The following is a 21,108-nucleotide window of genomic DNA, read 5'->3' as shown; positions in this document are numbered from 1 at the left end:
CGTGCGCGCGATGACGCCCGATCACGAGGTGCTGGTCGTCGGGGCCGGGTTCTCCGGGCTCTGCGTCGGGATCCACCTGCTGCGCGCCGGGGTGCGCGACTTCGCCATCGTGGACGCCGCGCCCGGCGTCGGCGGCGTCTGGCGGCACAACACCTACCCCGGCGTCGCGGTGGACGTCCCGTCGGCGACCTACTGCTACTCCTTCGAGCCGAACCCCGGCTGGACGCGCGCGTTCGCGCCGGGCGCCGAGGTCCGCGCCTACGCCGAGCACTGCGCCGACAAGTACCGGCTGCGCCCGCACCTGCGGCTGAACACCCGCGTCGAGGCCGCCGCCTTCGACGCGGCCGCCGATGTGTGGCGCGTCCGCACCCCGGCCGGCGAGATCACCGCGCGGTTCCTGGTGTCGGCGGTCGGGCCGCTCGACCAGCCGAAGGACCCCGACATCCCCGGCCTCGCCGATTTCGCCGGCGCCGTCGTGCACACCGCCCGCTGGGACCACGGCCTCGACCTGGCGGGGCGGCGCGTCGCGGTCGTCGGCACCGGCGCGTCCGGGCTCCAGGTCATCCCCGAGATCGCCGGCCGGGCCGCGCACCTGGACGTCTACCAGCGCACCCCGATCTGGGTGTTCCCCAAGGTCGACTTCGCGATCCCGGCGCCGGTGCGGGCGCTGCTGCGGGCCGCCCCGCCGGTCGGGCGGCTGGTGCGGCTCGCCACCGCCGCCGCCTCCGAGGCGATCATGGTGCTGGGCATCGTGCACTACCGCAGGGCGCCGTTCCTGGTGCGGGCCGTCGAGGCGGTCTGCCGCGCGCACCTGCGCCGCCAGGTCCCCGACCGGCGCCTCCGGCGCGCGCTGTCCCCGCGCTACGCCTTCGGCTGCAAGCGGCCCTCGTTCTCCAACCGCTACTACCCCACCTTCCTGCGCGACGACGTCGAGCTCGTCACCGCCGGCATCGAGCGGATCACCCCGGGCGGGATCGTGGACCGCGACGGCGTGGAGCGGCCCGCCGACGTCCTCGTCCTCGCCACCGGCTTCCGCACGCTGGAGATCGGCGCGATGCCGCCGTTCCCGGTGACCGGCCTCGGCGGCGTCGAGCTCGGCGCGTTCTGGGACGAGCACCGCTACCAGAACTACGAGGGCCTCGCCGTGCCGCAGGCGCCGAACTTCTGGCTGATGAACGGCCCCTACAGCGTCACCGGCGCCTCCTGGTTCTCCATCCTGGAGGCGGGCGCCACCCACACCGTGCGCTGCATCACCGAGGCGCGGCGGCGGCGCGCGACGCGGGCGGCCGTGCGGCAGGGCCCGCACGACGCCTTCACCGCCGACATGCGGCGGCGGATGAAGGGCACCATCCTCGCCCAGCCGAGCTGCGCGTCGTCGCGCAGTTATTACTTCGATCGGCACGGTGACGCCCCCTACGTGCGGCCGCAGTCGGGGCTGTACGTTTGGCGCCGCAGCCGGACCTTCGATCTGGACGACTACGAGTTCACCCCTGCGAAAGGACAGCCCTCATCATGAGCCTTCTCCGCGTGACCGGGATCGCCCTGGCCGCGACCGGCGCCGCCCACTTCGCCGCGCCTCAGGTGTTCGAGCCGGTCTCCAAGCTGGCGTTCCCCGAGGACACCGGCGCCTGGATCAAGCGCAACGGCGCCACCGAGCTCGCCCTCGGCGTCGCGCTCGCGCTGACTCCCACCCGCAAGCTCGGCCTCGCCGGTCTCGCCGCCTACACCGCCTTCCTCGGCGCGCGCGGCGCGGCCAACATGAAGAACGCCTAGCACGGTGCCGAGGGCCCCGCCGCGCCTGCGGCGGGGCCCTCGGCACGTCCGGGCTAGCGGCGGCCCTCCCACCATTCGGCGACGGCGCGGCGGATCGGGGCGTGGTGCTCGTCGTCGACGATCTTGACGTCGCCCATCACGGCGTTCGCGCGGACCCGCACGACCGGGGTGCGCCGGCCGGGCTCGGCCTCGCGGGCGAGGACCCGGCGGTCGCCGAGGAAGGCGTGGCCGGACAGCTCGACCGCCACCCCGTCCGGCACGATGATCTTCACGTCGCCCATCACCGCGGTGGCGATGACGGTGACCTCGCCCGAGGGCACCTGCGCGCCGCGCAGGTCGAGCACGACGTCGCCCATCACCGACAGCGCCTCCAGCTCGCCCTCGATGCGGCCCGACAGGCGCTCCTTGCAGTCGCCCATGACGGCGGTGAAGCGGCGGCGCACCTGGAGCGGCGCCGGGTCGGCGACGGGGGCGCCGACGCCGGGCAGGTCGCCGGTCAGCTCCTCCAGGTCGGCGCGGGTGACCGCGCGGTAGGCGGCGGCGGTGCGGTCGGTCAGCTCCTCGAAGGTGAGCCGGCCCTCGACCGAGGCGACGCGCAGGCGCTCGACGACCGTCTCGCGCTCGGCGTCGGAGGCGCGCAGCGCGCCCGGGTCGACCGGCCGCGCCGGTGCGGCGGCGGTCCGCTCGGGCGGGCGGGCCGGGACCGGCCGGCCGGGCTGCGGGGTGGGCTGGCTCATGATTCCGAAGGTATGCCCGCCCGTCGCGGCGGCAATCCGCCCCGCGGACGAGATCCCCCCTCCGCAATCAGGAGGATGCCCTCCTCCCGGACGTGCCGCGCGGGGGTTGCCGACAAGGAATGAATTGAGGTTCAATCCTTGTATGGCCTACCGCAGGACGCCCGATGTCGAGGCGCGGCTGTCCGCCTCCCGCGAGCGCGTGCTCGCCGCCGCGCTCGCGCTCGTCGCCGAGCACGGCTACCGCGGCTGCTCGGTCACCGCCGTCGCCGAGCGCGCCGGCATGGCGACCGGCAGCGTCTACCGGCACTTCCCCGCCAAGGCCGACCTCATGGCCGAGGTGTTCCGCACCGCCTCCCGGCGCGAGGTGGACGCCGTCGCGCGCGCCGCGTCCCTGGAGGCCTCCGCCGCCGAGCGCGTCGCGGCGACCGTGCGGACCTTCGCCGGCCGCGCCCTGCGCTCCCCGCGCCTGGCCTACGCGCTGCTCGCCGAGCCGGTCGACCCGGCCGTCGAGGCCGAGCGGCTGGTGTTCCGCCGCGCCTACGCCGAGGTGTTCGCCCGGTTCGTCGCCGCCGGCGTCGCGTCCGGCGAGCTGCCGCCGCAGGACCCGCCGCTCAGCGCGGCCGCGCTCGTCGGCGCCATCGGCGAGGCCCTCGTCGTCCCCCTCCAGGAGGGGCGGACCGGCCCCTCGACCGTTCCCGACCTCATCTCGTTCGCCCAACGCGCCCTTGGAGTGCACCCGTGACGACCCACGACGTCCTGAACCAGGTCCCCCCGCTGGCCGGCCACGACCTCGCCGACGACGCCGCGCTCCTCGACGGCCTGGCCCGCGAGGGCGCCGGCTGGGCGGTGCCCGAGGTGCGCGAGCTCGGCGTCCTCGCGGGCACCGAGCGCGCGCAGGAGTGGGGCCGCCTCGCCAACGAGCACCCGCCGGTGCTGCGCACCCACGACCGCTACGGGCACCGCGTCGACGAGGTCGAGTTCCACCCGGCCTGGCACGAGCTGATGGACGTCGCCGTCACCCGCGGCCTGCACGGCGCGCCCTGGGCCGACGCCCGCGAGGGCGCGCACGTCGCGCGCGCCGCCAAGTTCTACTCCTGGCGGGTCGACGCCGGGCACGGCTGCCCGATCTCGATGACCTACGCCGCCGTCCCCGCCCTCCGCCAGTCCCCCGAGCTGGCCGCGCAGTACGAGCCGCTGCTCACCCGCACCGAGTACGACTTCGGCCTGCGCGCGCCGCTCACCAAGAACGCGCTGCTGGCGGGCATGTCGATGACCGAGAAGCAGGGCGGCTCCGACGTCCGCGCCAACACCACCGAGGCGGCCCCGGCCGCCGACGGCACCTACCGCCTCGTCGGGCACAAGTGGTTCACCAGCGCGCCCATGTGCGACGTGTTCCTCACCCTGGCGCAGGCGCCGGGCGGCCTCACCTGCTTCCTCGTCCCGCGCGTCCTGCCCGACGGCACGCTGAACCCGCTGCGGCTCATGCGGCTGAAGGACAAGCTCGGCAACAGGTCCAACGCCTCCTCCGAGGTGGAGTACGAGAGCGCCGTCGCCTGGCGCGTCGGCGACGAGGGCCGCGGCGTCCGCACCATCATCGAGATGGTCAACATGACCCGCCTGGACTGCGTCATCGGCGCCGCCGCCGGCATGCGCCAGGGCCTCACCGTCGCCGCCCACCACGCCGCGCACCGCAAGGCGTTCGGGAGGTACCTGATCGACCAGCCGCTGATGCGCAACGTCCTCGCCGACCTCGCCGTCGAGTCCGAGGCCGCCACCACCGTCATGCTGCGCCTCGCCGGCGCCACCGACCGCTCCGTCCGCGGCGACGAGAGCGAGACATCCGTCAAGCGCCTCGGCCTCGCCGTCACCAAGTACTGGGTCTGCAAGCGCTGGCCGGGCCACACCGCCGAGGCCCTCGAATGCCTCGGCGGCAACGGCTACGTCGAGGAGTCGGGCATGCCCCGCCTCTTCCGCGAGTCCCCCCTCAACTCCATCTGGGAGGGCTCGGGGAACGTGGCGGCGCTCGACGTGCTGCGGGCGATGGCCAAGGAGCCGCAGACGATGGAGGCGTTCTTCGCCGAGGCCGCTCTCGCCGCCGGCGCCGACGCCCGCCTGGACGCCGCTCTCGCCGAGGTCAAGGACTCCCTCACCGACGTCGCCACCATCGAGGTCCGCGCCCGCCGCATCGTCGAGCGGATGGCCCTGGTGCTCCAGGGCTCGCTGCTCGTCCGGCACGGCCACCCGGCCGTCGCCGACGCCTTCTGCGCCACGCGCCTCGCCGGTGACTGGGGCGCGGCCTACGGCACCCTCCCGGCCGGCTTGGACCTGGCCCCCCTCATCGAACGCGCCGTCCCGAAGATCGGCTGACCGGGCGGGGCGCCGCAGGGGAGGGATGCTCTCCTCGATCGTGGCGTTCACCGGCGCGGCGTTCCTGATCGCGATGGTGCCGGGGCCAGCACGGCGGTGATCCTGCGCCGGTCGGTGCTGGACGGCCGGGCGACCGGGACGGCGACCGTGCTCGGCAACGAGTGCGGCGTCGTGCTCTGGGGTCTGGCCGCGGCCTTCGGCCTGTCCACCCTTCGTCCCGTCAGCCGATCATGACGACGCGGGCCCAGGGCGGTGGGGCGTCCGGGGTGTAGTCGGGGTCCTCCTCGTCCGCCGGGCGCGCCGGGCGGGGGAAGAGGCCGACGACGGTGCGGCAGGGGGGCGGCTCGGCGGGCCAGGGCGTCTGGCCGTCCGTCAGGGCGACGATCACGTCCGGGCGGGGGCGGGAGCGGAGCGCGCGGGCGAAACCCGCGCGCAGGTCCGTCCCGCCGCCGCCGACCAGTTCGAGGTGCTCGGCCCGGCAGAGCGGGGCGGCGACCCCGGCCGCCGCGTCGCAGGAGATCACCGACACCAGGTCGCGCCGCCCGCCGACCGCCCGAGCGATCGCCGCCACCTCCAGCAGCGCGGCGCCCAGCTCGGCGTCGCTGACCGAGCCGGAGGTGTCGATCACCACGCAGACCCGGGGCGGCCGGCGGCGCAGGCTCGGCAGGAGCACGCCGGGGACGGCGGCCGAGCGCCGGGACGGGCGCCGGTGGCTGTGGTCCTCGCCCGTCCCGGGGCCGGTCGCCGCCGAGCGGACCGCCGTCCCCAGCAGCTGCCGCCACGGCTGCGGGGCATGGAACGCCTCGTCCGCCCAGCGGCGCCAGCCCGCCGGCGCGTCGCCCGGCCGGCCCTTGATCCCCTCGGCGACGCGGAAGCGCACCGCGTCCCGCTGCCGCCTGCTGAGGCCGTGCGCCCCTTCGGGTCCGAGCTCCCACGGGCGGGCCCGCCCGTCGGCGCCGCTGCCGCAGTCCAGCCAGGCCAGGTCGGAGGTGAGCCTGGACAGGGAGGACGTCCGCAGGTACTCCTCCATGAGCATCCCGTCGGGCAGCCCCAGCATCGACGGCAGGACCGCGCCGGCGGGCCGGGGAAGGCCGTCGCCGTAGATGTCGTCGTTGATCTCGAAGTCGGCGGCGATGTTCCGCCGCAGCCGGTCGCCCGGCCCGTCCTCGCCCCGCTCCCGCGCGTACCGCTCCCCCCGCCCGTGATGGTCGCGCAGCAGGTGGGAGACCTCGTGCACCCAGACGCCCGCCAGGTCCTCCACCGGGGTCCGCGCGACGAAGCCGGGCGAGACGTAGCAGCGCCAGTGCGCGTCCACCGCCATCGTCGGCACCGACCGGTCCGCCACGACGTGCAGCGCGAAGAGCGCGCTCGCCAGATAGGGGCGGACCTTGACGGCGTGCAGCCGGGCCGCCAGCAGTTTCTCCAGGTCCAGGGGAAGGGCCGGTGGCCCGTGGGGCGGGCGGGCCGGGGCGGCGGGCCGCGCCCGGCGGGGCGGGGCGGGACGGGGCGCCGGGCGCGTCATCGGCCCGCCCCCGCCGACTCGGCGGCGCGCAGGACCGAGCGGTCCGCCCGCCGGGCGAGGGCGACCACTCCGGCCAGCCGCTCCACCGACTCCGGCACCTCCCAGTCGTCCCGCCGCAGCGAGGCCAGGACCGCCGCCGGGGCGACCACCAGGTCGGCGGGACCGGTCTCCAGCGCCCGGACCAGCACCCGCCAGCCCGCCTCCCAGCGCTCCCGCCGCGGCCGCGCGCCCACGGCGGCCACCACCGCCTCCAGGGCCGCCTGGCGCAGGTCCCCCCGCTCCGGCAGCTCGGCGGACGCGGGGTCGGCGAGCAGCGCCTCCGGGTCCGGGAGGTCCATCCGGTCCAGGTGGGCGAGGAGTTCGAGTCCCGGCCCGTCCCCCACCGCGCCCCGGATCAGCAGCGCCAGCACCTCCCGGGACACCGACGCCGCCGTGCCGAAGGCCAGCAGCGCCAGCGCGGCCTCCCAGCTCCGGGGCGACGGCCAGGCGCCGCCGCGCCGCGCCTCGGCGCTCGGCAGCCGGTGGATCAGCGCCGACCGCGCCCGTAGAAAGCCGCAGACCGCCCGCCGCGCGTACGCCACCGCGTCCGGCAGCCGCTCCGGCGCCAGCCGGGGCAGCTCCGCACGGGGCCAGACCCCGCCCAGCCCGCGCACCACCGTGTCCTGATCGTGGACCCAGTACAGGTGCACGAAGCGGTTGGCCAGCGGCGGGCTCAGCTCCCAGCCGTCCGCCGCCGAGGCGCGCGGGTTGGCGGCGGCCACGATCCGTACCGCCGGCGGCAGCCGCAGCGCGCCGACCTTCCGCTCCAGGACGACCCTGAGCAGCGCGGCCTGGACGGCGGGGGTGGCGGTGGACAGCTCGTCCAGGAAGAGCAGCCCCCGCCCGGCGCGGACGAGGTCCACGGCCCACTGCGGCGGCGCCATGGGCACGCCCCGCGTCGCCGGATCGTCGCCGAGGACGGGCAGCCCGGAGAAGTCCGTCGGCTCGTGGACGCTGGCGATGACGGTCGTCAGCGGCAGGTCGAGGGAGGCGGCGAGCTGCGTCAGGGCGGCGGTCTTGCCGATGCCGGGCTCGCCCCACAGCAGCACGGGCAGGTCGGCCGCCACGGCCAGGGTGAGCGCTTCGAGCTGCTCGTCGGGGCGCGTCTCGGTGGTGGTGGTGCGGAGCAGGGTCAGGAGGTCGTCGGCGAGGGCGAGTCGCGGATCGGGTCCGGAGGCGTCGGCGGGCAGAAGGGCAGGGGAGGACATGGGCATCACCTGGGGTCGTCGAAGGGAGGGCGCGGCCTGAGGACGGCGGGCCGGGCCGTGAGGGGATTCGTGCTGCGAGCGCGGGGCGGTCAGCTCGCGCGTGCCGGGCGGGTGCGGAGCCGCGCCCGGCGCCGTGCGGGGAGTGGTTCGAGGGGATGCGCGGGGCGCAGCCCGGAGCGGAGGAGCCCGTGGTCGAGACGGCGGGCCGCGGCCGACTCCAGCGTCTCTCGCAGCGGCCCGTCGCGCAGGACCGCACCGGGACCGAGGAGTCCTTCGACGACGTCCAGCGCCCCGGCGACGTCGCCGTGGCCGAGCCGCTCCCGGACGGCGGGCAGCGCCTGCGGGTCGCGGTGCACCGCGTCGATCGCGCGAAGGCAGGGCAGCGGCGGGCCGCCGAGGGCGACCAGCAGCTCTTCCCGGCGCAGTTGCGCCGGGTCGTGGTCGACGGCCGTCAGCACCCCGTCCCGCAGCGCGATCCGGTGGACCTCGCCCCGGCACTCCACCCGGTGGGGGTCGCCGGGCCGGGGCCCGGGGCCGGGCGCGGGCGCCGCTCCGGACGGCGGCAGCGCGTCGGCCACGAGCGGATGCAGCCGGTCGGCGGTGAGGAGCCCGGCCCGCAGCAGCGCCAGATCCGGAAGGATCCGGGCGGCCGCTTCCGGCAGCACCGGCAGCGCCGCGACCACCTGAGGTGGCAGCGGCTCCCGGAGCGGCCGGAACGTCGGGACATGGTGGACGTCGGGGGCGACGAGCTCGAACGCCCTGCGGTCACGCGCGCCGAGCCGCACGGTGAAGACCCCGCGCGAGTCGCCCGCCGCCCTCAGCAGCAGCTCGGCCTCGGCGGCCCACCGCTCCGGCGCCCACGAGCGGGCGTCGACGTCGGGGGGCGGCGGGACCGGCGCGGCGTGCGCGCCGCAGCGCGACGCCAGCTCGCCGCACCGGCCGGCGTCCCACAGGTGCCGGTGCAGGTCGAGCCGGAAGCGCCGGGCGGGATGCGGGTGCGGATGGTGTCCCGGCACGCCGCCGCGCTCGTCCCAGAGGGCCAGGGACATCCGCTGGCCGGCGTCCGCCCAGGCCGGCGGTGTGCGCACCACCAGTTGCGAAGGCGCGGAGCCGCAGCCTTCGTAACGGCTGAGGGAGACGGTCAGGCCGGGCCGGAGCCGCCCGTGGGGGGCCGTGCGGGGCATGTGCCAGCGCAGCAGGTCCGGTGCCAGCCGGCGCAGGTCCGCGCGGAGGCGGGTGGCGAGCTCGGTGCCGTGGCGGTCGCGCACGGCGCGCAGATCGAGATCGACATCGACGCGGGCGGCGGCGCAGGCCCCCGCCCAGTCACCGGCCGCGCGCCGCGCGGCCGCGGTCTCGATCATGGACGGCGGCACGGCGTACTCGCGCACGCGCAGCCACATCGGCAGGGGGTCGGGAACGTTCGCGGAGCGGAGTGCCATCAGCGCTCACCTTGCGCGAACGATGCCCCCGATCCGTACGAGGAGGTGTTCTTCATCCCGTCCATCATAAGCACCCGAAAACGCATCTGTCAGTTCGGTGTCGATCCCGCCGCCGCGCGTGCGATCATCACCGCATCCTCGTCCGGGGACGCCACTCCAGACTCCAGCGAAGGCGGGTGCCATGGCAGAGCACAGTTCCGGGCCGTCCGGTCCCACCGGTCCGCCCACCCCCGCGATCGACACCGGCACGCCGCACTCGGCGCGGGTCTGGAACTACTGGCTGGGCGGCAAGGACAACTACCCCATCGACCGGCAGGTCGGCGACCAGGTGATGGCGGTCTTCCCCGCGATCGTGGACGTCGCGCGGCACTCGCGCGCCTTCCTCGGCCGGGCCGTGCGCCACCTGGCGGGCGAGGCCGGCATCGACCAGTTCCTCGACATCGGCACCGGCCTGCCCACGGTCGACAACACCCACGAGGTGGCGCAGCGCGTCCGCCCTTCGAGCAAGGTCGTGTACGTCGACAACGATCCGCTCGTCCTCGTGCACGCGCAGGCGCTGCTGACCAGCAGCCCCGAGGGCCGCTGCTCCTACCTGGACGCCGACGTCCACGATCCGGACCTCATCCTGGAGGGCGCGGCGGAGACCCTCGACTTCGACCGGCCGATCGCCCTGATGATGCTCGGCATCCTCGGCAACGTGCTGGACGACGACCGCGCCCAGGCCATCTGCGACCGCCTGGTGGCGGCGCTGCCCGCCGGCAGCTACCTGGTGCTGGAGGACGGGACCGACGCCTACGACAAGGAGACGTCCCACCAGGCGCAGGAGACCCGCGCGGAGGCCGGCGACCCCTACCGGCTGCGCAGCCCCGAGCAGATCGCCGGCTTCTTCCGCGGGCTCACCCTGCTGGAGCCGGGCGTGGTGTCGGTGTCGCGGTGGCGGCCCGAGGAGACCGCCTGGGGCGTCCCGGACGAGGTCGCGGCCCTCTGCCGCGTCGCCGTCAAGGAGACGGCGGCCGGCTCCCGCTGAGCCCGCCGGCGGGCGAGTGCGGCGCCCCGGGGGCTCGGGGGGTCGTTCCAACGTCCGTAATGCGGGTAAAGCGGCGCCATGAAAAGACGGACAGGCACCCTGGCGGCCTTAGCGCCGACGGTGCCGTTGCTACTGATCTCGCTGACGGGATGCGCGGCGTCCGGGGAGAAGGACGCCGTGGCGGCGGCCGCGACCGCGGTCGTGGACGCCGCCCAGCGCGGCGACGGGGCGGGCGCCTGCGCCGGGCTCGTGCCGCGCGCGGCCGCGTCGCTGGAGAGCGGCGGATCCCGCTGCGCCGAGGAGATCGTCAAGCTGGGCTTGCAGGGCGGCCCGGTGAGCGGCGTGCAGGTGTGGGGCGGCAACGCGCGGGCGACCGTCGCGGGTCAGACGGTCTTCGAAACCCGCTGGGGAAGCGGCTGGAAGGTGACGGCGGCGGGCTGCCGCCCGCAGGGCGACCGGCCCTACGACTGCCAGGTGGAGGCATGAGCGACGATGCGCACGATGTTCACGGCGACGCTGCTGCTGATCGGCGGCGGGCTGGCCTATCTGATGACGATCGCCCTGCTGCACCGGTGAGCGGCGCGGACCGCGGCGGCGCGAAACGCTTCCTGGTCGACAACGGGCTGACGCTGTGCTTCCTGGCGCTGACCCTCGCCGCCCTCGTCGGGCAGGCGGTGAGCGGGCTCGCGCTCTACAACGACGACCAGGTCGCGCAGGGGGCCCGCACCGTCTCGATGGCCGACTACCTGACCAGCTCCTCCTTCGCCGTGGACGTGGCGGAGAACTGGCAGTCGGAGTACCTGCAGTTCTTCCTCTACATCTTCGTCACCGTCTGGCTGATCCAGCGCGGCTCGCCCGAGTCCAAGGAGCCCGGCAAGCAGGGCACCGAGAGCGACGAGGAGCAGCACGTCGGCGGGCACGCCGGCCCCGGCGCGCCCCGGTGGGCCCGTGTCGGCGGCCTGCGCGGCGGCCTCTACGCCCGTTCGCTCGGGCTGGTCATGGGCGTCGTCTTCCTGCTGTCGTGGCTGACGCAGTCGGTCGCCGGCTGGGCCGCCTACAACAGCGAGCAGCTCGCCGAACGCGAGGACACGGTCGGCTGGCTCCAGTACCTGGGGGCTCCGGAGTTCTGGAACCGCACCCTGCAGAACTGGCAGTCGGAGTTCCTGGCCGTCGCGTCCATGGCCGTCCTGTCGATCTACCTGCGCCAGCGGGGGTCGCCCGAGTCCAAGCCCGTCGGGTCGCCCCACCGCGCCACCGGCGTCGAGGGCTGACCCGGCGGATCGTCGCGGGGGCTCACTCGGGGGCGCGGTCGGCGGCCTGGAGGGGCGGGCGGGAGCGGCGGCGGTCGCCGTCCAGCCAGGCGACGGCGTCGGGGACGGTCGGCTCGGCGTACAGGAACGCCAGCATGCCGGTGATCTGGAAGACCTGGGCGACGCGGTCCCGGAGGCCGGCGACCACCAGCGTCTTGCCGTCGGACCGGCACCGCCGGGCCAGGTGGGCGAAGACGCCCAGCCCGGAGGAGTCGCAGAACGTCACCTGCGCCATGTCCACGATCAGCGCCGCCCGGGTGCCGGCCAGGGCCTCGACCAGGCGCTCCCGCAGCGGCTCGTGGTTGCCCAGTTCCACCGAGCCCGCCAGCCGCGCCACCGCGTAGCCCGCGCGCGTCCCCGTCTCGACCGACAGCCGGTCGAGGGGGACGGCGGCGGGGGCGGCCGGTCGATCGTCGCCTTCAGCCATGCGCCGAGCCTGCCACGTCGTCCGCGCGGTGGCGACGGCCCGCATCACAACAGGGGCGGGCCGGAGGGGGCGTTCTCACGTTGGCGGCACCTCGCGGGAGGGGCGGGCGGGGACGCGGACGGCCAGCACGACGACGTCGTCGCCGGGATCGCCGTCGGCGGCGTGCAGGGTCAGGTGCTCCAGCAGGTCGGGCAGCGGGCGGGCGGCGCCGCCGGCGAGCAGGCCCGCGGTCCGGTCGATGGCGGCGTCGATGCTCCGGCCGGGGCGTTCGACCAGGCCGTCGGTGTAGAGCAGGACGGTGCTGCCGGGCGGCAGGACGCGGGTGCGGTCGGTGCGGTCGCCGAAGGGCAGCCCCGGCCACAGCAGCCGGTCGTGCCCGGTGAGCCGCTCGGCCCGCACCTCGGCGGGGGCGGTGTCGCGGCCGGCGGTGCCGTCGGCCTCGGACTCGCTGCAGGTGCCGCTCTGGACGCAGGTGCAGTCGCCGTCGCAGCCGCAGGGGTGCCGGGACGCCTCGTGCTCCCCGGCGCCCGCCGGCCCGGCGGCGCCGGAGGCGGGCACGGTCAGCAGCATCGGGGGGTGGCCGGCGTTGGTCCAGGTCATCTCCCAGGACCCGTCGCCGAGGGGCGCCAGGTGGGCGTGGATCAGGGAGCCGGTGGCCTCCAGCGGCAGCGTCTCGCAGGCGCGCTCGAAGGCGGTCACGATGTGCGCCGGGCCGTGGCCGCGGTGGTCCAGGTCGGCCTGCCGCAGCATGGCGCGGGCCTGGCCCATGACGGCGGCGGCCCGGGTGTCGTGGCCGGTGATGTCGCCGACCGTCACCGCGATCGGCGCCGGCCGCCCGGCCGCCTCCCCGGCGGGCCGCAGCGGGTAGGCGTCGTACCAGTCGCCGCCGACCTGGTCGCGGTCGCCGGCCGGACAGTAGCGGGCGGCGAGCTCCAGGCCGGGGACGGTCGGCAGGTCGGTGAGCATCGCCTCCTGGAGCTGGCGCGCCACCGAGGTCCGCTCGTCCAGCAGCATCCCGCGCTCCAGGGCCTGGGCGGTGTAGCCGGCGATCGCGGTCAGCACCGCCCGCTCCTGCCCGCCGACGGCGTGCTCGCGGTCCCAGGCGAGCGCCAGCACGCCGAGGACGCCGCCGGCGCCGAACAGCGGCAGGTAGATCGCCGCGTGCAGGCCCGTCTCCTCCAGCACCCGGACGGTGTCGGCCGAGTACTCCGCGGCCGCCTGGCGCCGGTCGGCGACGGTGACGGTGCGCCGCTCGGTGTAGGCCCGGCCGCTCGGCCAGCCGTCCGGGTCGTACAGCTCGTGCGCGGTCTCGACGGCGACCGGCACGTCGGGGTCGGGGACGCGGCGGAGCCGCCCGTCCTCGGCCAGCATCAGCCCGACGTAGGCGGGCTTGAGGTCGCCGCCCATCAGCTCGCGGACGCGGCGGCGGACCTCCTCGACGCCGGTGGTGTCGACCAGGAACTCGGCCGCGCGGAGCAGCATCCCGGTCCGGTCCAGCGCGCCCCGGAGCCGCTCGCCGGCGGCCTGGGCGCGGGCGTTGGCGCTCTCGGCCTCGGCGCGGGCGGCCTCGGCGGCCCGCCGCGACCGCATCGCCTGCCGCGAGATCCGCCGCAGCCGCAGCTCCACGCTGCACGCCGCGGCCAGGTCCTCCAGGTCGGCGAGCTGGCCCGCCGTCCAGGTGCGGGGGCGGGTGTCGACGGCCACCAGCGAGCCGAGGGTGTTGCCGCGGTTGTCGGTCAGCGGCATCCCGGCGTAGGCCACCACGCCGAGGTCGGGGATCGCCAGGTTGTCGCAGGTCAGCTCGTCGGCGCGGGCGTCGGCCAGCACCAGCGGGCGGCCGCCGGCGACCACGTGCCGGCAGAGCGAGTGCGACAGCGGCGTCCACCGGCTCGACGCCCACGGCTCGCCCAGCCCGACCTGCCCGGGGAACACCTGCCGGTCGGCCTCCACCAGCGACACCAGCGCCACGGGGACGTCCAGGGTGCGCGCCACCAGCCGCGCGAACCGCTCCATCCCCGAGTCCTGCCGGGCCGTCAGCCCGACCTCCTCCAGGGCCCGCAGCCGCTCGGCCTCGCGCGCCCTCGCGCCGTCGTCGTCCTGCCCCACGCCTACCCGCACACCCCAGAGACCGGCGCCCGCAGCCCTCGGATCGGCTGCGGCGCATCCGGACGCCGGGCGCCGGACGTACCAACCTAACCGATCCCCGGACCGTCCCTCCCCACCAGGCGGATGTCCTGCCATTCCAGGCGTTCGGCGAGGTCGGCCGCCCGGCCCCGGCCCCGCCGCTCAGTCCAGGAGCGCCAGGGCGGCGTCGCGGTCGGGGGCGAGCAGGAAGTGCCGGGTCAGGCCGTAGCAGGTCAGCCGGTCGGCCGGGCGCCCGTGCAGGCCCACCAGGACGAGCAGGGCCCCGGTGTTGCGCGCGTACCAGCGGATCCGCAGCAGGATCATGGTGCCGTGCTGGTCCAGGTGGTCCAGGCCGTGCAGGTCCAGGACGAGCGCGTCGAACCGGGCGCTCCAGAACGACCGGACGACGGCGGCGGCCGCCTCGTGGGTCGGCTCGGTCAGCTCGCCCCGCAGGTCCAGCACCACGGCGCGGTCGTAGAACTCCACGCCGATCTCCAGGTCGGGCGTCCCGGGGGCGGGACCGCCGGGCGGGGGCGTCTCGTTCGCGGGGGCCTCGCGCGGGCGGTCCTCGGGCGCGGGGCCGTCGTGCGCGGAGCGGTCGTCTGCGTGCATCAGGGGTCGGTCCATCCTGTCTTCGGGCACACCGATAACGGTGTCGGCGAAGATCACGGGCAACCCCGACCGGACGTCTGTGCCCCGTCGCGCGCGGCTCACACACCCCGCACGCGACGATCACCGGGCGCCCGGCCCGCGCTACAGCCGGTAGCGCGCCACGAAGTCCCAGATGACGGCGTTGGCGTCGATGTCGCGGGTGGTGCCGCCGAGGAGCGGGCCGAGGAAGGGGATGCCGCCGGGCCAGTTATGGCCGCCGCCCTTGACCTGGTAGACGATCACCGGGGCGTCCGCCGGGCAGCCGCGGTAGTCGTGGCGGGTGACGGTGGTGCCGTCGCCGGGGTCGATATCGGGCAGGTCGGTGTCGGTGGTGGTGGCCGCGCACCCGTTGTTGCGGGCCCAGAACGCCGCCGCGGGCGCGACCGTGCCGTAGGGGACGAGCGGGTCGCCGTCACCGTGGATCAGCACGATCGGGACGGCCCGGCCGGGCGCGCAGGAGGCCGGGTCGTTGAGCTGCCCCGAGACCGGGACGTAGGCGGCGAAGCGCTTGTTGTCGCAGGCCATCTTGCTGGTGAAGAACCCGCCGTTGCTCATGCCGGAGGCGTAGAGGCGCCGCGGGTCGGCGTTGAAGCGCCGCATGAGGACGTCCTGGAGCGCCGTGACGAAGCCGGGGTCGTCGAGGTCCGGGGAGGGCGTCCCGGCGGCGACGCCCTGCCAGCCGACGCCGTAGTGCTCGGGCGTGATCATGATGAGGCCGCGGGTCTGCGCGAAGTCGGCCATCCGCCCGAAGAACTCGGCGAGGCCGGGCGTCTCGAACAGCCCCGGGAAGTGGAACAGGACGGGGCGCGGCGTGCCGTCGTAGTCGTCGGGGAGCCGCAGGATCGCGTTGCGCCGCTGCCCGGCGTGGGTGATGCGGATCGCGTGGTCGCCCGGGTCGGGGTGCCGGTCGAGGAGGGTGAAGCCGACCTTGCGGGTGGCGGACGCGCCGCCCTGCCGCACGGTGCCGTCGCCCTGCCAGGTCACGGTCCCGTCGGTGGGGACGGCGACGTTCCCCGAGACCTTGGCGGTGATCCGCACCTTCGCCCCCGGGTCGTCCAGGGTGAAGGTCCCCGCCAGGCCGAGCAGGCCGCGGGTGATCCGGACCTCGACGGTGGCGGTGCCGCCGGCGGCGCCGGGCAGGGTGGCGCGCCCCTCGATCTTGTCGGTCTCGTAGGTGGCGACGTTGTCGAAGACGCCGACGCCGCCGGCGAGGTCGCCGTCGAGCCGGTAGGCGGGGGCGCCCGCCGCGGTGACGGTGAGGTGGTCGTCCGGCGGGACGGCCGCGCGGGCGGCGGCCGAGGCGGCCGGGATCGGCTGCGCGGCGGCGGCCAGCAGGGCGGCGGCCGCGAGGGCGGCGCGGGTCCGTCCTCGGCGGGCGGGAGGGGGCGGGGCGGGCGCGGGCCGTCGACGCGGGGGGTGGGGTGCCACGGCTGCCTTCTTTCGCTCGGAGGGCGCACCGGCCGAGGACCGCGGGGGCCGGGCGCCTTGCCTGACGCACGCGATGCTAAGCGCCCGCACAGCCCTTGGCATTGGCCGGAAACCACATTCCCGACCCCGGAAAGGCGCGTTCCGTGACAAGCGCGCGCGAGCGCCCGTCCGACCGGCGGCGCCCCGCGCCGGCGGAGATCGCCCTATGATCCTCGGAACTCCCGCATCATGACGAAAGGCGCAAATGGCCGTCGCGTTCACCCTCTGGTTCCTCGGCGTCCTGCTGGCCGCCGGCGTCACCGCGCTCGTCTGGAAGGTCCTGCGCGACCGGGGACTCCGCGAGGGCTGGTCCAAGGAGCGCACCGACCGGCAGATGCGGAGCCTGCGCACCATGCTGGTGGCGCTGATCTCCTTCCCGACCGTCCTCATGCTGATCGGCCTCCTCCTCATCTGACGCCGGCGCCTGTGCGGTGGACGGTCTGGAGCAGGACCCGACGATGATCGTCGGGCTGTACGGCGCGCTGGAGGTCCACCCTTGGATCCGCGCCGCGCGCGACGCGGGCCGCCCGGACGAGGACGTCCTCAGCCTGGCCGCCGGGCTCAGGCGACGTCGGCGACCGGGCCCCCGGCGGGGCCGCGCGCGGCGAGGGTGTTCAGCAGGTGCCCGAAGCCGTGCGGGGCGCGGTGCCGGCGCCGCGCCGAGGTGACGACGCTGATCTCGGTGGTGTGCAGGACGCGGCGGCCCGCCGCCTCCAGCGCCGCGACGAGCGCCCGGTCCTCGCCGGTGCGGAGCGGCCGGAACCCGCCGGCGGCCCGGTAGGCGCGGGCCGAGCAGCCGAGGTTGGCGCCGTGGACGCCGGGCCCGCCGTACCGGGCGGCGAAGGCGCCCGGCAGCCAGCCGGGGCGGCCCTGCCAGTCGAGGACGGTGACCGATCCCGCGACCGCGTCCCAGCCGCGCGCGGCGCAGGCGAGCTGCGCGTCCGTCCAGTCCGGCGGGACGACGGTGTCGGCGTCGGTGGTGGCGATCCAGCGGGCGCCGCGGCGCAGCAGCTCGGCCGCGCCCGCCGCCCGCGCGGCGCCGACGTTGCGGGCGGCGATCTCCACGACGTGCGCGCCGAGGGCGCGGGCGAGGCGGGCGGTGCCGTCGGTGCAGGCGTCGGCGACGACCACGACGGGAACGCGGGCCGGGGCGAGCGCGGCGAGGCACGCCCCGAGGAGGTCCTCCTCGTCGTGGGCGGGCACGACGACCCCGGCGATCACACCAGCCCCTCGGCCCCGGCCACCGACGTCGCCGCGCCGCGCACCCGCACCTCGCAGCGGAAGTCCTCGTCCCGGTAGGCGGCGAGGGGCTCCAGGCCGGTGCGGTCGAGCGCGGCGTGCACGGCGTCGCCGGTCTGCGGGTACTCGGGGACGGGGTGGCGCCAGTGCGCGGCGAGCAGCGTCCCGCCGGGCCGCAGCGACGCGGCGGCGAGGTCCAGCACGCGGTCCAGGTCGGCGTCGCCGAAGTAGTAGAGCAGCTCCGACAGGACGATCAGGTCGAACGTGCCGGGCGGCCAGCCGCCGGGCAGCGCCGCCTGCCGGACGGTCGCGGCGGGCGCGCGGCGCCGCGCCTGCTCGACCGCGACCGGCGACACGTCGCAGGCCAGCAGCCGGTCGCAGCGCTCGGCGAGCCGCGCGGTGAGGACCCCGACCGAGCAGCCGGGCTCGAACGCGTCGCCGTAGCGGGGGCGCGGCAGCATCGCGAGCGTCACGGCGTACTTGCGCTGCTCGTACCAGCGGGTGGCGAGGCTCCACGGATCGTCGGACGCGCCGTACATGCCCGCGAAGTAATCGGCTCCGAGAGTCACCGGATCACCACTTCGTAGGGGCGGGTGAAGTGCGCCACCGTCTCCGGCGGCAGGATCGTGCCGAGCTGACTCTCGAAGCAGCCGATGGCGGCGCGCTTGCGCTCGGCCGCGTCCGCCGTCAAGGGCACGCGGAGCGCCCTGTCCCAGGGGACGCGCGGGTCGCCGGGGCGCGCCCAGTGCCAGGTCCAGATCGGGAAGCGCAGCACCTCGCCGACGACGTCGGCGCAGGCCAGCGCGGCCCGCCCGGCCGCCTCGTGGTCGGCGTGCACGTCGTGCTCCCAGGGCGCGAGCAGGACGTCGTGCCCGGCGGCGAGGGCGCGCAGCTCGGGGGCGAGCGCGTCGTCGCGGACGGCGGTGTCGGGCATGCCGAGCCGCACCACCTCGACGTCGCCGAGGCGGGCGAGGGCGGCGGCGGTCTCGGCGGTGCGGCGGGCGGCGATCGCGGCGGGCGGCTCGTGCGGGTGCGAGCCCTCGCCGTCGGTGACCGCGATCAGCCGGACCGGGACGCCGAGCATCGCGAGCAGGCCGCCCGCGCCGAGCACCTCGTCGTCGGGGTGGGCGGCGACGACGGCGACGCTCCGCCAGGCGGAGAAGTCCAGCGCGGGCAGCGCGGCGAGGCCGTCCCAGGCGCGCCAGGCGTCCTCCGGGGTGCCGGGCGCGTCGATGGCGTTCGGCTCTCCGCTCACCAGTCCTCCCCCGTGACCCGTTCGCCGAGCGCGGCGAGGTCGCGCTCGGCGTGGTGCTGGCGGATGTAGACGGCGAGGTCGGCGGCGCGGCGGCCGTGCTCGGCGTCGTGCGACAGCGGCCCGGCGCCGAGCGCGCGGCCGGTGCGGTCGAGGGCGAGCGACGCGGCGTCCGCGACCTGCGCGCGGACCCGCAGCGCCCGCAGCGCGCCGCCCTTGCCGTGGTCGAGCGGGTCGGCGTCGATCTCGTCGGCGGCGCCGTCCAGCGCGGCGCGGGCGGCGCGCAGGGCGACGTCGGCCGCGCCGAGGTGCGCGCGGGCGTGCGGGTCGGTGACGCCGATCATGCGGCGGGCGACGGCGCGCGCGCCGCCGTACCAGACGGCCGCGACGCCGACGCCGCCGTGGTGGAACCCGGGCCGGTCGACGTAGGGGCCGAGCCGCTCGGCGGGCGCCCCGTCGAAGCGGACGTCGCGGCTGTCGCTCGCGGCCATGCCCGTCGCGGGCCAGGTGCCGGGCACCGGCTTCCCGCCCCGCACGACGTACAGGTCGGGCCCGGCGGTGACGAGGGCGTGCGTGCAGACGGCGGCGCCCGAGCAGTAGGGCTTCACGCCGTGCATCCGGCCGCCCTCGACGCGGGTGGCGCCGGGCGCGGCGGCCCACACCGCCCACAGCGACCCCGGCGGCGGCTCGGGCCCGCCCAGCTCGGCCAGGATGGCGAGCGCGTCGAAATGCCCCTCGCAGAGCCGGGCGAGCGCCAGGTCCTCGCCGCCGAGGTCGGCGAGCAGCGCCCAGCGCTCGCGGGTACGGCCGCCGCCGGGCAGCGGCGGGCGCCGCCCGGCCACCTCCCGGAAGCGCGCTTCCACACGGCCCGACCCAGCCCCCACGGCCACCCCCCTGACGTGCACGGACGTGGGGTCTACCCGGCCGCCGCGAGGTTACTCCCCCACCCGCGGGCGGCCGGATGTTTCACGGGGATGTTTCACGCCCCCGCCCCGGGTCAGGAGGACGCCGTCCTGGGACGCGGCCCCACGACCGGGCCGGTGCCCGAGGAGGGGCGGGCACCGGCCCGTGCGGTTCCCGCCCGGCGCCCGGGTCACTCCGGCGGCGCCTGGAGGGGGTGCGCGGCGAGCGCCTCGGCGACCGTCACCAGGTTCGCGGCCATGGCCCGGCCGGTCTTCGCCGCCCAGCCGTGCCCCTCGTCGGTGTCCAGGTAGTCGTCGCCCGGCCCGGGGCCCTTGTTCCAGTACGTCCACGCCTGCGCGGGGATCGTGTAGCCGAAGTCGCCGAGCGCCCCGGTGATCTCGCTGATGACGTGGTGGGCGCCGTCCTCGTTGCCGGTGCAGACGACGCCCGCCACCCGGTCGTAGGCGACGGGGCGGCCGTCGCCGTCGGTCTCGGAGATCATCGCGTCCATCCGCTCGATGACGCGCTGGGCGAACGAGGACGGGTGCCCCGCCCAGGTCGGCGAGGCGACGACGAGGATCTCGGCGTCGAGCAGCATCTCGTGCACGCGCGGCCAGTCGTCGCCGGGCCCCATGTCGGTCCGGACGCCGGGCGGCAGGTTCAGGTCGGCGGCCCGCACGGTGTCCACCGTGACGCCGCGCTCCTCGAGCGCCTTGACCACCTCACCGGCGAGGGCGCCGGTGTTGGACGGCTCCGGGCTCGCCTTCAGGGTGCAGTTGATCACTACCGCGCGCATCGGCACGTCCTCCCAGGTCCCCCGCGGGATCGTCGCGGACGCTCCCCCTACCCGCGCGCGGCCGGCGAAACGCTCAGCGGGGCGGGTCGAGCGCCTCGGGCCGGTCGGCGAGCGCCCGCGCCAGCTCCCCGATCTTGATGTTGAGGTCCTGGGAGGTCCGCGACAGCAGGGCGAACGCCTGGTCGGCGGTGATGCCGCGGCGGGCCATGAGGATGCCCTTGGCCTGGCCGATGACGTCCCGGCTGTCGATCGCGCGGCGCAGGTTGGTCTCGGTCAGCGCGGCCCGGTCGCGCGCCCGCGTCCCGGCGAGGGCGAGCGCGGCGTGCCCGGCGAGGATCAGCGTGACGCCGCGGACGGCGGGCTCCCACATATCGCGGTGCCGCGCGTACAGGTTGAGCGCGCCGGCGTGCTCGTCGCCCTCGGCGACCAGGGGCGTGGCGAGGACGGCGGTCAGGCCGAGGCCGGCCGCGCCGGGCCCGAACGCCGGCCAGCGCCCGTCGCCCGCCAGGTCGGTGCTCTCCACGAACGACGCCCCGCTGATCAGCGCGGCGTCCAGGCAGGGGCCCTCCGCCAAGCGCTCCTGGAGGGCGTCCAGCTCCTCGGCGACGGGCGCGGTGAGCGCCGGCGTGTGCAGCCTGCCGCGGCCGTCGCGCAGGGTCAGGCTGACGACGTCGACGCCGGGCACGAGGGCCCGCGCGGCGTCGGTGACGCGCTGCAGCACCTCGGCGACGTTGGCCGCCTTCAGCAGGAGCCGGGTCACCTCGCTCAGCTCCGCGGCGGGGAACTCGTCGTCGGTCTCGGGGGCCACGTTGCCGTCCTCACCTCGC

Annotated in this window: 23 protein-coding genes; 9 read left to right on the top strand and 14 right to left on the bottom strand. The window is 76.4% G+C overall.

The annotated features are described in order from the left end of the window. Positions 1-10 precede the first annotated feature (10 nt). Positions 11-1,516: a flavin-containing monooxygenase gene (locus K1Y72_RS08775; RefSeq protein ID WP_220164982.1), complete on the top strand. Its 1,506-nt coding sequence runs from the start codon at positions 11-13 to the stop codon at positions 1,514-1,516. Continuing rightward, positions 1,513-1,773, top strand: coding sequence for a DoxX-related protein (locus tag K1Y72_RS08770; RefSeq protein WP_220164980.1), 261 nt, complete (start codon positions 1,513-1,515; stop codon positions 1,771-1,773). Before K1Y72_RS08775 ends, K1Y72_RS08770 begins: the two co-directional genes overlap by 4 nt. A 53-nt stretch (positions 1,774-1,826) precedes the next feature. Here K1Y72_RS08770 and K1Y72_RS08765 read toward each other — a convergent pair whose 3' ends face one another. Next, complete coding sequence (locus K1Y72_RS08765; protein ID WP_258572112.1) at positions 1,827-2,510, bottom strand: DUF1707 SHOCT-like domain-containing protein; 684 nt, start codon at positions 2,508-2,510, stop codon at positions 1,827-1,829. A gap of 142 nt (positions 2,511-2,652) precedes the next feature. Here K1Y72_RS08765 and K1Y72_RS08760 point away from each other — a divergent pair, with 142 nt between their 5' ends. The 3 genes from K1Y72_RS08760 to K1Y72_RS08750 all read left to right on the top strand — a co-directional run bounded on the left by K1Y72_RS08760 (position 2,653) and on the right by K1Y72_RS08750 (position 5,111). Continuing rightward, the gene (locus K1Y72_RS08760) at positions 2,653-3,252 is read left to right on the top strand and encodes a TetR/AcrR family transcriptional regulator (RefSeq protein ID WP_220164978.1); all 600 of its coding nucleotides are present in this window, start codon (positions 2,653-2,655) and stop codon (positions 3,250-3,252) included. Next, positions 3,249-4,877: an acyl-CoA dehydrogenase family protein gene (locus K1Y72_RS08755; RefSeq protein WP_220164976.1), complete on the top strand. Its 1,629-nt coding sequence runs from the start codon at positions 3,249-3,251 to the stop codon at positions 4,875-4,877. The genes K1Y72_RS08760 and K1Y72_RS08755 overlap by 4 nt, the downstream gene beginning before the upstream one ends. 96 nt (positions 4,878-4,973) lie before the next feature. Further along, complete coding sequence (locus K1Y72_RS08750) at positions 4,974-5,111, top strand: hypothetical protein (protein ID WP_220164974.1); 138 nt, start codon at positions 4,974-4,976, stop codon at positions 5,109-5,111. Here the strand turns inward: K1Y72_RS08750 and K1Y72_RS08745 are convergent. The 3 genes from K1Y72_RS08745 to K1Y72_RS08735 all read right to left on the bottom strand — a co-directional run bounded on the left by K1Y72_RS08745 (position 5,098) and on the right by K1Y72_RS08735 (position 9,085). Continuing rightward, entirely contained in the window at positions 5,098-6,399 is a 1,302-nt protein-coding gene (locus K1Y72_RS08745; RefSeq protein ID WP_220164972.1) for a vWA domain-containing protein, read from the bottom strand. The two genes, K1Y72_RS08750 and K1Y72_RS08745, sit on opposite strands and share 14 nt — an antisense overlap. Beyond that, positions 6,396-7,646 (bottom strand): AAA family ATPase, encoded by a 1,251-nt coding sequence (locus K1Y72_RS08740; protein WP_220164970.1) that lies wholly within the window; start codon positions 7,644-7,646, stop codon positions 6,396-6,398. Before K1Y72_RS08740 ends, K1Y72_RS08745 begins: the two co-directional genes overlap by 4 nt. Before the next feature lie 89 nt (positions 7,647-7,735). Further along, positions 7,736-9,085, bottom strand: a complete 1,350-nt coding sequence (locus tag K1Y72_RS08735) for a hypothetical protein (RefSeq protein WP_220164968.1) — start codon at positions 9,083-9,085, stop codon at positions 7,736-7,738. Positions 9,086-9,266: 181 nt separating this feature from the next. Between K1Y72_RS08735 and K1Y72_RS08730 the strand changes: the two genes are divergently transcribed. From K1Y72_RS08730 to K1Y72_RS08720, 3 genes are all read left to right on the top strand, one after another. Continuing rightward, positions 9,267-10,112: an SAM-dependent methyltransferase gene (locus K1Y72_RS08730; protein ID WP_220164966.1), complete on the top strand. Its 846-nt coding sequence runs from the start codon at positions 9,267-9,269 to the stop codon at positions 10,110-10,112. 120 nt (positions 10,113-10,232) lie between these two features. Further along, complete coding sequence (locus K1Y72_RS08725; protein WP_220164964.1) at positions 10,233-10,598, top strand: hypothetical protein; 366 nt, start codon at positions 10,233-10,235, stop codon at positions 10,596-10,598. Positions 10,599-10,684: 86 nt separating this feature from the next. Then, the gene (locus tag K1Y72_RS08720) at positions 10,685-11,383 is read left to right on the top strand and encodes a DUF6766 family protein (RefSeq protein ID WP_220164962.1); all 699 of its coding nucleotides are present in this window, start codon (positions 10,685-10,687) and stop codon (positions 11,381-11,383) included. A gap of 22 nt (positions 11,384-11,405) precedes the next feature. Here the strand turns inward: K1Y72_RS08720 and K1Y72_RS08715 are convergent, their stop codons facing one another. The 4 genes from K1Y72_RS08715 to K1Y72_RS08700 all read right to left on the bottom strand — a co-directional run bounded on the left by K1Y72_RS08715 (position 11,406) and on the right by K1Y72_RS08700 (position 16,052). Then, complete coding sequence (locus K1Y72_RS08715; protein ID WP_220164960.1) at positions 11,406-11,849, bottom strand: STAS domain-containing protein; 444 nt, start codon at positions 11,847-11,849, stop codon at positions 11,406-11,408. Between the two features lie 75 nt (positions 11,850-11,924). Continuing rightward, positions 11,925-13,955 carry a GAF domain-containing SpoIIE family protein phosphatase gene (locus K1Y72_RS08710; protein WP_220164958.1) on the bottom strand — a complete coding sequence of 677 codons (2,031 nt, stop codon included), beginning with the start codon at positions 13,953-13,955 and terminating at the stop codon, positions 11,925-11,927. Between the two features lie 180 nt (positions 13,956-14,135). Beyond that, the gene (locus tag K1Y72_RS08705; protein WP_220164957.1) at positions 14,136-14,585 is read right to left on the bottom strand and encodes an STAS domain-containing protein; all 450 of its coding nucleotides are present in this window, start codon (positions 14,583-14,585) and stop codon (positions 14,136-14,138) included. Positions 14,586-14,726: 141 nt separating this feature from the next. Beyond that, positions 14,727-16,052, bottom strand: a complete 1,326-nt coding sequence (locus K1Y72_RS08700) for a CE1 family esterase (protein ID WP_220164956.1) — start codon at positions 16,050-16,052, stop codon at positions 14,727-14,729. Positions 16,053-16,296: 244 nt separating this feature from the next. Between K1Y72_RS08700 and K1Y72_RS08695 the strand changes: the two genes are divergently transcribed. After that, complete coding sequence (locus tag K1Y72_RS08695) at positions 16,297-16,506, top strand: hypothetical protein (RefSeq protein WP_220164955.1); 210 nt, start codon at positions 16,297-16,299, stop codon at positions 16,504-16,506. 146 nt (positions 16,507-16,652) lie between these two features. On the opposite strand, the gene K1Y72_RS08690 is transcribed toward K1Y72_RS08695, so the two are convergent. The 6 genes from K1Y72_RS08690 to K1Y72_RS08665 all read right to left on the bottom strand — a co-directional run bounded on the left by K1Y72_RS08690 (position 16,653) and on the right by K1Y72_RS08665 (position 21,089). Continuing rightward, positions 16,653-17,312, bottom strand: coding sequence for a glycosyltransferase family 2 protein (locus tag K1Y72_RS08690; protein ID WP_220164954.1), 660 nt, complete (start codon positions 17,310-17,312; stop codon positions 16,653-16,655). Beyond that, the gene (locus K1Y72_RS08685) at positions 17,309-17,899 is read right to left on the bottom strand and encodes a class I SAM-dependent DNA methyltransferase (RefSeq protein ID WP_220164953.1); all 591 of its coding nucleotides are present in this window, start codon (positions 17,897-17,899) and stop codon (positions 17,309-17,311) included. The genes K1Y72_RS08690 and K1Y72_RS08685 overlap by 4 nt, the downstream gene beginning before the upstream one ends. Beyond that, positions 17,896-18,585, bottom strand: a complete 690-nt coding sequence (locus tag K1Y72_RS08680) for a PIG-L deacetylase family protein (RefSeq protein WP_220164952.1) — start codon at positions 18,583-18,585, stop codon at positions 17,896-17,898. Before K1Y72_RS08680 ends, K1Y72_RS08685 begins: the two co-directional genes overlap by 4 nt. Then, on the bottom strand, positions 18,582-19,445 hold the full coding sequence (locus tag K1Y72_RS08675; protein WP_220164951.1) for an acyl-CoA dehydrogenase: 864 nt from the start codon (positions 19,443-19,445) through the stop codon (positions 18,582-18,584). Before K1Y72_RS08675 ends, K1Y72_RS08680 begins: the two co-directional genes overlap by 4 nt. Before the next feature lie 230 nt (positions 19,446-19,675). After that, entirely contained in the window at positions 19,676-20,281 is a 606-nt protein-coding gene (locus K1Y72_RS08670; RefSeq protein WP_220164949.1) for a flavodoxin family protein, read from the bottom strand. A 73-nt stretch (positions 20,282-20,354) separates the two neighbouring features. After that, positions 20,355-21,089 (bottom strand): GAF and ANTAR domain-containing protein, encoded by a 735-nt coding sequence (locus K1Y72_RS08665; RefSeq protein ID WP_220164947.1) that lies wholly within the window; start codon positions 21,087-21,089, stop codon positions 20,355-20,357. Between the last annotated feature and the right edge of the window lie 19 nt (positions 21,090-21,108).

The sequence above is a fragment of the Actinomadura parmotrematis genome, from assembly GCF_019458805.1.
Taxonomy (GTDB): Bacteria; Actinomycetota; Actinomycetes; order Streptosporangiales; family Streptosporangiaceae; genus Spirillospora; species Spirillospora parmotrematis.
Note: the sequence above shows the minus strand (reverse complement) of the source record. Positions and strands in the feature narration are given on the sequence as shown.